11 protein-coding genes and 1 pseudogene are annotated in these 11,148 nt (G+C 61.2%); 6 read left to right on the top strand and 6 right to left on the bottom strand.

The annotated features are described in order from the left end of the window. Nucleotides 1–292: 292 nt before the first annotated feature. The 4 genes and pseudogenes from AC0L27_RS38195 to AC0L27_RS38180 all read left to right on the top strand — a co-directional run bounded on the left by AC0L27_RS38195 (nucleotide 293) and on the right by AC0L27_RS38180 (nucleotide 1,879). The gene (locus tag AC0L27_RS38195; RefSeq protein ID WP_473322998.1) at nucleotides 293–1,141 is read left to right on the top strand and encodes a helix-turn-helix domain-containing protein; all 849 of its coding nucleotides are present in this window, start codon (nucleotides 293–295) and stop codon (nucleotides 1,139–1,141) included. Continuing rightward, the gene (locus AC0L27_RS38190; RefSeq protein WP_354056860.1) at nucleotides 1,138–1,347 is read left to right on the top strand and encodes a hypothetical protein; all 210 of its coding nucleotides are present in this window, start codon (nucleotides 1,138–1,140) and stop codon (nucleotides 1,345–1,347) included. The genes AC0L27_RS38195 and AC0L27_RS38190 overlap by 4 nt, the downstream gene beginning before the upstream one ends. A 50-nt stretch (nucleotides 1,348–1,397) precedes the next feature. Further along, nucleotides 1,398–1,610, top strand: a complete 213-nt coding sequence (locus tag AC0L27_RS38185) for a hypothetical protein (RefSeq protein ID WP_354056858.1) — start codon at nucleotides 1,398–1,400, stop codon at nucleotides 1,608–1,610. Nucleotides 1,611–1,629: 19 nt separating this feature from the next. Continuing rightward, nucleotides 1,630–1,879 (top strand): annotated as a pseudogene (locus AC0L27_RS38180) (hypothetical protein). A gap of 43 nt (nucleotides 1,880–1,922) precedes the next feature. Here the strand turns inward: AC0L27_RS38180 and AC0L27_RS38175 are convergent. Continuing rightward, on the bottom strand, nucleotides 1,923–2,387 hold the full coding sequence (locus tag AC0L27_RS38175) for a hypothetical protein (protein ID WP_354056854.1): 465 nt from the start codon (nucleotides 2,385–2,387) through the stop codon (nucleotides 1,923–1,925). Between the two features lie 489 nt (nucleotides 2,388–2,876). Between AC0L27_RS38175 and ligD the strand changes: the two genes are divergently transcribed. Together ligD and AC0L27_RS38165 are read left to right on the top strand one after the other, a co-directional pair. Then, nucleotides 2,877–4,694, top strand: coding sequence for a DNA ligase D (gene ligD, locus AC0L27_RS38170; protein WP_473322995.1), 1,818 nt, complete (start codon nucleotides 2,877–2,879; stop codon nucleotides 4,692–4,694). Between the two features lie 5 nt (nucleotides 4,695–4,699). After that, nucleotides 4,700–5,194: a hypothetical protein gene (locus AC0L27_RS38165; RefSeq protein WP_473322992.1), complete on the top strand. Its 495-nt coding sequence runs from the start codon at nucleotides 4,700–4,702 to the stop codon at nucleotides 5,192–5,194. On the opposite strand, the gene AC0L27_RS38160 is transcribed toward AC0L27_RS38165, so the two are convergent. The 5 genes from AC0L27_RS38160 to AC0L27_RS38140 all read right to left on the bottom strand — a co-directional run bounded on the left by AC0L27_RS38160 (nucleotide 5,185) and on the right by AC0L27_RS38140 (nucleotide 11,032). Continuing rightward, on the bottom strand, nucleotides 5,185–5,901 hold the full coding sequence (locus AC0L27_RS38160; RefSeq protein ID WP_473322990.1) for a hypothetical protein: 717 nt from the start codon (nucleotides 5,899–5,901) through the stop codon (nucleotides 5,185–5,187). The genes AC0L27_RS38165 and AC0L27_RS38160 overlap by 10 nt on opposite strands. A 1,647-nt stretch (nucleotides 5,902–7,548) precedes the next feature. Next, the gene (locus AC0L27_RS38155) at nucleotides 7,549–7,842 is read right to left on the bottom strand and encodes a hypothetical protein (RefSeq protein ID WP_473322989.1); all 294 of its coding nucleotides are present in this window, start codon (nucleotides 7,840–7,842) and stop codon (nucleotides 7,549–7,551) included. Between the two features lie 925 nt (nucleotides 7,843–8,767). Further along, nucleotides 8,768–9,397: a lysozyme family protein gene (locus AC0L27_RS38150; protein ID WP_473322987.1), complete on the bottom strand. Its 630-nt coding sequence runs from the start codon at nucleotides 9,395–9,397 to the stop codon at nucleotides 8,768–8,770. Between the two features lie 143 nt (nucleotides 9,398–9,540). Then, nucleotides 9,541–9,990 carry a hypothetical protein gene (locus AC0L27_RS38145; protein ID WP_473322985.1) on the bottom strand — a complete coding sequence of 150 codons (450 nt, stop codon included), beginning with the start codon at nucleotides 9,988–9,990 and terminating at the stop codon, nucleotides 9,541–9,543. An 832-nt stretch (nucleotides 9,991–10,822) separates the two neighbouring features. Next, on the bottom strand, nucleotides 10,823–11,032 hold the full coding sequence (locus AC0L27_RS38140; protein WP_219681358.1) for a hypothetical protein: 210 nt from the start codon (nucleotides 11,030–11,032) through the stop codon (nucleotides 10,823–10,825). Between the last annotated feature and the right edge of the window lie 116 nt (nucleotides 11,033–11,148).

The following is an 11,148-nucleotide window of genomic DNA, read 5'->3' as shown; positions in this document are numbered from 1 at the left end:
AGCTCGCGTGGTCCCGCCGGTGGATGGCGCGCGGAAAGCGCGTCAACTTACCGCAGGCGTCGCGCCGCAAGTCCTGTCCGCGGCCGCGATGCCTGGGAGGCATCGCATAGGTGCGCTCACCCGACGAACAGGTCGTGATCATACCTAGGTATGACGCGGTCAACCCGAGACCCTATAGACGCACCCGCGGGTAGAATGGATCGCGCACACCGCCGAATTACTCTGCTCTCATGGCGTTCGGGCAAGCCGGTCAGGCCAGGCCGGATCGAAAACGGGACAAGGAGATTCGACGATGTCGCTGCAGATCTCACGCTCACAGGCGATCAAGGATCATGACGTTCGCGCGATCGGTATCTCGGCAATCGATCGCGACCGGCTCGGGCTGTCGAAACTCCCCGACCGGTTCGGCGAAAGCGGAACGATGCTCTCTTTCGTCCATCTGGACATGGCCCTGGCGGTCGAGCATGCGGCGGACGCCGAACGTTCTGCCGTTCGTGGTCCTCGCTTCCGGCTCTCTTCAAAACTCCTGGCGGGGCAGCCTGTCGAGAGCGGGCAGGCGGTTGCAGCGGAAGCCGCCGATCCGGTCATGCGGCGCCTGTCGGACGCGCTCGCGGCAACCGAAGCCGCGCACGATGCCCATTCGGCGATCATGGCCGACGCCTTGCGGCTTGCGATCCTCACCCGGACGTTCAGCCGGCAAGCGTCCAGCGCACCGACCGCACTCGATCCGGCCGATGGTGTTCACGAGGAAGGGACCTGCCGGACCGTACGGTCGCTGCAGCCCTGGCGCCTCAAGCGCGTTCTGGAATATGTCGACAAGAATCTGGCCGCCAAGATCACGCTTCAGGACATGGCCGCGGTCGCCGGCCTGAGCCGGATGCATTTCGCCGCACAGTTCCGCGCAGCCGTCGGTGACCGGCCTCACGAATATCTGTTGAGGCGCCGCATCGAGCGCGCCCAGGAGCTGCTCAAGCAGGCCGAAGTCACTCTGGTCGATATTGCCTTGACCGTGGGCTTCCAGACCCAGGCGCATTTCACCACGGTGTTCAAGCGCTTTGTCGGCGATACACCCTATCAATGGCGGAGCGCCTATCTCGCGCGATTCATGCCGCTGCCGCGCGCAAAGGCAGGTCCGTCATGAGCAATCTCGGCATTCAAGCCCTGCTGGTGTCGCACGCCAGTCTTCATTTAACGCTGACGCATCATGAATTGATGGAGATGATCGAAATCCTCCGAGCTCTCGGCAATTCGTACCGCCTCGCTGCGTCCGAGCCGGGAAGCGGCTTTCTCTATGGACGCCTCGCCTTCAATTTCTGTCGAGGCGCCGTGATGTGGGTCGCGCGGTAGGCGGCACTTCGGTGGCACTCCGGCGTCTCTCACGAACAAAATGAGAACATATGGCGATGGCCCAACCCATGGCGTCCGGACTGGCCACCTTAGACTTGGAGGTCGCCGCCGACCAGGCGATTGCGGCCTGTGCGGGCGACGCCCGGGAAGCTCTCAAGGCGCTCATCGTCGCGAATGGCTTCCTGGAGGCGCAGGTCGAAGACCTGCGGGCTTCGATTTCTGCCGGCTACTCGCGTGGCCGGTTCGACGTCCCGCGCGACTGAAAGGACTGGTACGACTGACATGCCCGCGGTGACCTACTATGTGGCTCTGCCGTTCCTCCCTTCGGATGACGGTGTCGCTGCCGGTGAGGCCGTCGAATGCTTCAATAATCCCAACGCCGCCGTAATGAAAGCCGAGGCGCTTTCACGAAAGCCTGGCATTGTCGGCGCGGTGGCCTTCAGCCGCAGCGGGGATCCGGCTACAGGCGAATTCGGAGACGCAACCGTGATCCGCATTCGGCGACGTGCCGGACGACCTGAGCACCCTGTGAAGGGGACGCGCGGAGATGTTCTGCGCGGAGTTCCGCAGCGCAACTACCTTCCGCTGAGCGACAGGCTCATACGAGTGACGGTGTTGTCCCAGGCGCGCTCTTCCTCTGCGGGATAGTTGATCAGGACGCAATGGATCAGCCGCCCCGAGAAGTTGCAGCGATTGTACCAAACCTTGTCGCCCCTGTAGCTGGAGACCGCAAAGAACCGTGATGTCACTCGCTTGTACTGAATGCGTGAAGGCGGATGCTTTTTGGCGAGAAAGGCCGCGGGTGAATCGTTCTCGGCGTTGGGCGCGGCCTGGATCGTGATGTCTGCACGCCCGTCGGCGGTTCGGAACCGTTGCCCGTAGCCGTCGGGTCGGCCAGCTTCTTCCGTGAAGATGGACGATGGAAAATCCATCGAGGTGCCGGTCTGGGGAATGGTGTACCTGGTCCATCGCACCGGCTGCGCCGAGGCCGTCGCTGTCGAGACGGCAAGTGCCAATGCGAGAGCACTCGTCGATTTCATCACACTTCCCTCCGACTATCACGGAGCAAAAAGCCGGAACGTCAATTACGTTCCAGACGCATGTTGCTGCGGATTGAAAGCGCGCCACCTTGCTCGTGGGGACCATTGGGATCGAGGCTGGTCAGCTTGGTCTCGCCGCCGGGCGAGAACCTGCCACCTCGAAAGCCACGGTGACAGCGCCTCCGGTGCTTTGGCCGCGTGGTGTCAGGCAGCGCGCAACGGGGACGTTGGACGACGGAGCCGGCCGACCTCCTCCGTCTGGCACCTCGGACAGCTGAACTGGATTTCGCGTTGCGCGAAAGCGGACTTTTGGATTTCGCCGCCATAGGCCAAGCGCCGCATTGGGGAGATTTCTCCAGCAGGGTCTCCGATTCTATCATCGCACCGCTCCTACCCACGCCCACGGCCCGCCAACGCTCGGACAACCCACGTTCCGAACGAGTGCTAGGCGAGACACGGAACGAATTAGGGCGACGGCGTTGAATCGACATGTGTGCCGTGGCGTTGCGTCAGTCTCGATCGGGAGTATCGCGTGTCCATGGCGCCATCAGAGCTGCTATTCCTGGTTACATCGAGCCGTGTGATCCCACGCTGCGCGAAAAGCCGCCGCGCGGCGAAGACTGGGTCTACGAGATCAAGGCCGACGGGTACCGGGCGCAGCTACATCTGCAAGATGATGACGCCAAGGTCTATTCGAAGACCGGCCTGGACTGGACCGAGCAGTTCTCCTCGATCGCAGCCGGCGCCCACCTGCTCAAGGCACACAGCGCGATCATCGACGGCGAAGCGGTGGTGTACGGCAGTGGCGACCTGCCGGATTTCCAGCAGCTCAGGAGAGAGCTCGGCCGAAAGCGCAGCGAGCGTGTGCGGTACCACGCCTTCGATCTCCTATACCTCGACGGGTACGACCTGCGCCGCGTCGTGTACGAGGAACGCAAGCGCCTGCTGCAGCGGCTGCTGAAGGACGCACCGGAGACATTCATCTATGTCGAAGCGCTTGCGGCCGACGGCAACGAGGTCTTCGACAAAGGGTGCAAACTGGGGCTGGAAGGCCTGGTCGCCAAACGGCTCGGCGAGCCCTATCGCTCGGGACGGCAAGAGAGCTGGATCAAGCTCAAGTGCAAGAAGAGCGAGACCTTTCCGATTGTCGCATTCGTGGAGAAGCTGGGGGCGCGCCCGCGCAAGGTCGCCTCGCTGTACGTCGGCCGGCACGACAACGGCAAGCTGCTCTACGCCGGCAAGGTGCGTACCGGCTACACCGAGGCGACCGCGCGCGAATTGCGCGAGCGGCTTGATCCGTTGATCCGCAAGACTTCTCCGCTCGACGTGGCGGTCAAAAAGCCGAAGGCGACCTGGGTCGAGCCGACCCTGGACATCGAGGTCCAGTATGGCGCGCTGACCGATGATGGCCTGCTTCGTGAAGCCGTGTTCAAGGGCTTTCGCGATGATCTTGGGGTGCGCAAGGTCAAGGCGCCGCGGCTTGTGCCGTCCGTAGCCGGCCGGCCGAAGCTAGGCGTCCCCCGAGAGAACATCCTGCAGCTTCTGCCCGACGCCGTTGTGCCGTCGAAAGAAGAACTCGCCGACTACTGGCGCAGGGTATGGAAGAAGGCCGTCCCGCATCTCGGGCATCGTCCGCTCAAGCTGGTGCGTCACGTGCACGGTACGACCTTCTATCACAAGGGGCCGCTGCCGAAGGACATTCCGGCCGCCGTGCACCAGCTCCGGATTCAGAAGCGCGAGGGCGGGCAGGGAACGCGTCTGTGGGTCGACAGCCTGGACGGTTTTCTCGGTCTCGTCGAGATCGGGGCGGTCGAGCTGCACCCGTGGAATGCGAGCGTCGAGGACTTCGAACATGCCGACCGCATCGTGATCGATCTCGATCCCGGAGAGGGCGTCGACTGGGATGCCGTCGTGGAGACCGCGCTCGCTCTGCGCACGCTGATGAAACGCGAGGGCTTCGAGACCTGGCCCAAGCTCACCGGCGGCAAAGGAATCCATCTGATGGCGCCACTGGATCAGCCGGTGCTGCACGACGAGGCGCATCGGGTGGCGCATCAGCTGGTGGCCGCTTGCGTAGCGCGCGACCCCGATCGATACATCCTGTCCGCCCAGGCCAAACGCCGCGGCCGCATCTTCCTCGATTATCTGCGCAACGGCCGCGGCACCACCGCGATCGGCACCTATTCCCCGCGCGCCCGCGAGGGATTTCCGATCGCAGCGCCCGTGACCTGGAAGCGCATCGAGAGTGGGATCGCGCCGGACGCCTTCTCCATCGACAGTCCATTCCGCGTCAAGCCAAGGAGGTGAGCCGCATGTCGGATGCATTCGATCAATGGCTGGAATGGCGCCACAAACCTCCGGGCGACAGGCGGAGCATTCCTGCCGAACTATACGCCGCGGTGATGTCGCTGCCTCAGGCCGATCGCTTCGACCGGCAAAGGGTGAACGAGGCGGTCCGCAGCCATGATGAAGCTCGCCGCGACGGTAGAACCGTATGGCTGTACCTCGACTACCACGACTGCGCACCGCCCACCGTGGAGGATCCAGGCTGCGTGACGGTGTTTGCATCTGCCGACGTCGCCGAGATGTGGTTCAAGGAAAACGACCCCGAAGGCGTAGCCTGGGAGTACGAAGTGGAAGGCGGTCGGGCCCGAGGATCGGTTTGGCTCCACTCGCACGATCCGGAATCCAGAGACATTGGGGACGTCGATTGGGTCAGGCTCTTTGCCTCGCAAGCGTGTGCGGAAAAGTGGGTTGAGCAGAACGATCCGACGGGCAAGATTTGGGAGCATCCGGTTCAGGAGTGACGCGCATGAGTGCCTTCGTCGACGCAACGGTATGGTTCGTCGCGACTGCCAAGCGGGATGCTCAGAATGAGCGCGCTAAGTCGATTCTTTGGAGCATCGAGCGGCACCTCACCACGGACCTGGTGCTGGTCGAGACATGCCAGCTTCTGAAAGCCCAATTCGGCAGCGACATTGCGGAGATCTTCTGAGACCGGCTGCGTGACAGCGGAGTTCGGATCGCACCCATTGTCCGCGCCGATCTGGAGGCGGCTGCGGAGACACAGGCGAGCTCTCCCGAGGAGGGCTTTTCCTTCGTTGATCGGACCAGTTTTGCGATGATGGAGCGCATCGGGATCACCCAAGCCGCGACCTTCAACCCGGACTTCGCCGCGTACCGACCCCGCCGCGGTCGCAAGCGACCGTTCCAGATCCTGAGCGAAGGCCACAGCCAGGTCTTCATGGCGCTCAGACAAGCGATCCTTGAACGCCGGCCGGTTCACGTGAGCCATGGCGGCAAGCGCCAGACCGTCTGCCCGTACACTCTGGGCCACGCCGCCGGTGAGGAGCGCGCATTCTCCCTGGTTGTGGAGGCAAGTTCGAGCACGAAGCGTCCGGTCAAAGCCAGCTGGATCTGCCTTCGGTTGTCGAACATCGATGACGTTCGCTTCGCCGACGAGCCTTGGATAGCGCAAGTTTACCCGGGCCCGGTGCAACGATGTGTCGATCAAGTGCACTTGAATGCGAGGCACCTAACTCGCCGGCACGAGCCTCGACTAGGATGTAAACGTCGGCTTACGGATGCACAGCGGAAGGTCCGAGCTCGGGCGTGATCGGGGCCTGTTGACCCTCATCAGGCTTCGGCGTAGCCACTCAGCGGCTTCACCATCGGCTTCAAGGTGCAATTTAGCTGTACCAACATAGGCCAGCCAACGAGCAATCCCTTCGTCGCGAGGAGATACACGCAGCGCCGCGCAGATGTCCTGCGCCGCCAGTATCTGGATGCACTCATCTCTGAACTTTCCCAACTCGAGGCCCTTCGCACCCGCGTGCTCGAAGCTGAGCAAAGGAGGATTGGCACGCCGCACCGACGGGGGAGAGGATCAGTCAGAAGAACAGCTAAAGTTCGCGGGCCCTCTAAGCTTCCGCGCTCCACAGACGACTAGTTGCCAGCTTCCGCTCGTACCCCAAGCTATAGACAATCCGTGAGTCGAGGGGATTCGTGGAACGAAAGCCGTTTGACAGCATGTCGCTTGAAGAGCTGTGGCGGCTCCACGCGCTCGTCAATGACGTTCTTGCCAATGAGGCTCGTGGCCAAGAAGGAAGAGCTGGAGCGACGCCTCGGGTTCTCAACCGAGACAACAAAACTCCTAGCAATGGGCATTGAGAGAGAGGCTTGCCGCAGCAAAGGTGTGGGAGGAGCGGCAGGGGTTGGCGGAGCTGGCGGGCCCTCAACTACAAGCACAAGGACCCGTATGTCCCCCACGGCCACGTCCCGCCCGGTAGCTGGCGTCAATCGTGTTAATGACGAGCTGCGGTGCGCTGGTTCCCGCTGACGGGCCTTTCCGTTAGGAGAGGCAAGCGACGATGGCGAGAACCACGTCAGCGCCCAGATCACCGGAATACGCCGTGAAGATAAATCCGGCCCCAACAAGAAGCGCAATTGCTTTAAGCGTGATCATGTTCAGATCCCCTCGTCAGTAGGAGGAGGGTAGACCCCCGACCATTTCCGGAGTGCTTCGCGCAACGCGGCAAACGGTTTCGTTCACCAAAGCGTTATCCGGAACCTGCTGGCGGCGTCACGTAAAGGCCGCAGCAGGAGGCACTGCTGCGGCCCGTCCGTGGTCAAATGAAGCCGGGTTTAAAAGGATCAAGTGAAATATGAAGCCAGCCCCGGTGAGATGATCGTAATCCAGCGTTTCAGGCTTGCAATATGCCGCTTCCACAATCGGCAGAAGGCTTAACATGCATCATGCGCCGGCTCCGCGATCCCACGAGGGTCGGGAACAATCGGCAATCGGGGCGCATTCGTCTCCAGCTCCGGGCGGTCTCGGAGCGGACGCGTAGAACTTCCGGCCTCAGGAATCATCCTCTGGCGCCGGCTTTTTGCAGCATCGCCCTGCCGCCAGTTTGATTTAGCCCGTCGCGTATGCCATTGGCATATGAAAGTTGGCGGTCGCGAAGGCGATTTTACCTCCATGGAAAACGGCCGGGACATCGTGGCAACCCAACGGAAGCCTGATGCTCTTTCCACGGCAAAGCACCGTGTAATCGCCGGCGTCAAGGAGCGTCACCACCTTGCTGCCGTCTGGCAGCACGATCGGCTCGTCAAACTCGCGGGACCAACTCCGTCGTCAGCAGCAAATCCTCGCCCGGCGTCAGCAACCGCGCATAGCTGCCGCTCTCATGCAGCTCCAACCAGCCTTTCTCGACAGCGCACCTGATGCCGGCACCGAACTCCGCGCCGCTTGCCTTGAGCGTGTAGAGGAATGGTAGTTGATCTTCTCGATATGGATTTTGCCGTCCTGTACTGCCTTGATGCCCGAAGCCAACTGAACGAGCTGACGCGCGGCGACTTCCGGATCGGCAAAAGGGCGTTCGGTGACGTGCTTCATCGCTGGATTCAAAACCTCAAGCGCCCATGCTTGGCCTGACTTGCCCGTGACTGTCATTGCCGGTTCGGGAGGATATGCACAGATCCTGCGGAAGCGCGTCGAGTCGCAAGCGGGCGATTGCAGCGGCCGTTGAGTGTTGGGATTGCAGGTTAGCATTCGCGCCGCGCCTGCTGAAGGGGCGACCAAAGTGGGCACTACAGACGGTAGGAACGATGGAGGGATCTCGGGTTTATCGGCTTGTCTAGCCCAAGAACGAGATCATTACCGTGACAACCCCATAGCCTGGGTGGTCATCGCAATTGTCGTGACCGCCGCGATCGCCGCCATTTTCTACAGCACCGGCAACCACACTATCGCGTCCAACCAGACTAGCGCGCCCGCAACCACAACCAGCTCAACGAACCGGCCAACAACGACCGGGTCGGGCGCTGGTTCTCCGGCCAGCGCCCCATCCACAGCTCCCGCAAAAACCGGTATCGGGTCAAAGTAGCTACGGACCTCGCTTGCGGCGCTGATGTTGATGCAGTCGAGCGGCCTCTAAAGCGTCGAAGGAACCGCCTGACGCGCGAACCGTTGGAACGTGGCCTTGGGCTAAGTTTTGCGTAAACGCCTGAGGCGAATAGGGAAGGTATCCTCGGCCTCAGGTCCGCCCCGTCCTGAGGCCGTCTTTTTTGGCCAGTCGACGGACCTGGGCATACTGCTCTGCAGGACCCAAGGTTCCCCTTGGAACTCGGCTCCAGCTCCGGAATTACCGGCCGTGCCTAGAGAGATCAGGATAACACTGTGGTCATTAGCAGCCGCCTGCGTGGTGGCCTTTGGCGTGGCGGCTATCGTCTCTCCTCACTAACCCTGCTGCCGCGAGTGGCTTAGCTGCTCGACCGGAGCAGTATCGGAGCCTTTCCGGTCGGTCTGGGTGCTATTTTCGCGTCCGGATACTCAAACTGGCTTATGGCCGAGAGCTTCGCGACCCCAAAATCGCCAGTTACCTGAGCCGCTCTTGGCCAGGCCGAGTGCCCGCCGCCATTTTGCGATCGGCCCAGCTCTTGATATTGCCGACTGTCATCGCCTTGAGGAACGTATTGGCGTTGACCAGCTTTTCGCGTGTGGTCCGACCCGTCATGTCAGCGGCGGCCATAACTAAAGCAGCGTCGGCACTTTCTGCCCCGGATAATAGCGCGACGGCGCCCGCCGGTCCCGCGAAATGGGCAAGGTAGAGAGAACCGGGCGTCACGGGCAGACCGCGCTTGGTCAGCATCGCGGCATAATCCTCGACCAGCCGTGCGGCAATGTCGCGTGTAAGCTGGGCATTTCCCCGAAGGTCCAAGACTCCCTTGTCGCTGCGGCCTTGGATCAGATCGCGTCGGTGCCTTCGAACGGCTTCGAGCCACGTATCATCGAGAAACTGGGCGGCGCCGGTGGCGCTCGACCGCTTGTTCTTTGCATTCGGGTCACCGTTGGACTCGGCTATGATAATGCGCTCGACCAATGCCTTCGCAGCCGCTCTGTCGATCGATTTCCCCTTCAATTGAGCATCGCGAAACAGGACGAAACTTGCGACGAAAGCCAGGCCGATTGCCAGTCCAACAACGAGCGTGATGAATTCCGCGGACAACCACTTCCGCGCGGCGACAACGGATCCACGCTCGTCGGGGCGAGGCGGTCGGATTTCCTCGTCGCGGCGTATTTGCTCTGACACATGCGGCGGGAGCCGCGGGTTGCCATCGGCTGTCGTCCCAACGTAGAGGAATCCGTGCTCTAGGTCTGGCATCGCGTCTGCAGGTTTAATGCTTTAAAAACGCCATCGAAGGCACCTGACAGGCACGGCTTCGCCTCCGCGACTGGTTTAGCGCGACTGGCGCCTGCGCTTGCCTTGGAAATTCCGTGCCGGGGCCGAGGTCTGGGCAGCATGATCGCGGATTTTCCGCTTGCGTTGCCTTTCTGCTCGACGATCTCCGAATGTGCTCGTGCAACGATCGCAATGTGGTCCGGCGGATGCGTCAGTTCGCTCGAGGAAAGCGGCTGCGGCGACGCTTCGAATTGCGGAATGTCGAGCCGGTCTGCCTTGGTCAGTGTATCGTGTGAGGGACGTAATCCGACCGTTGCCAGTGCCAGCGGCTCGTTCACAGGGTCTGTGATGCGCGGCGGCGCCTCGAGCTCCATCACGGCGAGTGTACCGAGGCCAATTAGGAAGAGAGCCACTCTCATCTGATTTCACGCTCTCCGAACGAGAAAAACTCAAATCCTCTTAGAAATGCGCTCCAGAAATCAAGAACGGATTGCAAAGGTGTAATAAGGCCGCTTAGCGGCAGAGGTGAACCGGGAAGCGCTGCTATGGGAGAAGATCAAAGACAGGGTTAACGCGGATCATGCGAACTCGCCGAGTGAAGGGGATAGTCAAACCCGATGTGGCGCCGGCGGCTTCTCACCTCGAAAATGTCACCGAACCCCAGCTCGACGCCGTCTCGTCCTCACTACGCCCTGGCAAGTTCGCGACTGCATGTTGCAGCGGGGAGGTGTGCGTCTGTGCGTTGGTTCAACCCAGCAAGGGGGACGGCGGACGGACGTACATGTCCGCAGTGCTCTGGCAGCTTGGCAGGACGTAAGTGTGAGCTACGGATTCGTGAGCGATCACTGCAAACCGTCGGCAGGTTATCCGAGACTTCTAAGCGAGGCCGCCGGTCCACGCGGTGGAAAGCACCGGGTCAAAATGGACAAGTAGAATATCGGGCCAGCCCCAGTGTCGAAGTTTTTAGCGCTAAATTCGTCCGGATGGCGAAAATAATTCGCTAAACCGAAATGTGGTTGCTGGGCATTCAGTTCCGTTGTTGTAGGAGGGCCGCTGGCTGCTGCGTCGACCTTCCACCCTGGGACATCACCGGCCTCGAGCGTTCACCTCCGTCGGAAAGCGCGCGGTCACGTTGGCGGTCATTGTTCGAACCCGAGCAAGCGGCGATCAGTCCCAACCAACCAAACAGACTTGTCCGTTGGCTCCTGCCGATGTCATAGAGATTTGCAATGGGGAACACCGGCCGCCGGTCTACTTGACGTAGATCATTCGTTCCTTCGTGGCCCGCAGGCTGCGGATGTAATAGCCTTGTGCCTGAACGGCTGACTTGATTTCGTTGCTAACCTTGAGAACTCGTTTTCTGCTCTTGCGCCAGGTATGTGCAGAGTAAAGCGCAGGTACGGCAGAGCCTGTACTTAGAACGAGCAAGCCGCGCTTGTCATTGCGATAGACATCAAACATCGTTCGTCCACGCTGACCATATTGAACTACGAATGAAACATGTTTCGGTTGTCTCAATGGCCGAGCTTAGTATTTCGGTCGGCTGTGCGGGTTGTAAATCTGCAACGCCAGCGACT

Source organism: Bradyrhizobium sp. Ken51 (assembly GCF_055807435.1).
Note: the sequence above shows the minus strand (reverse complement) of the source record. Positions and strands in the feature narration are given on the sequence as shown.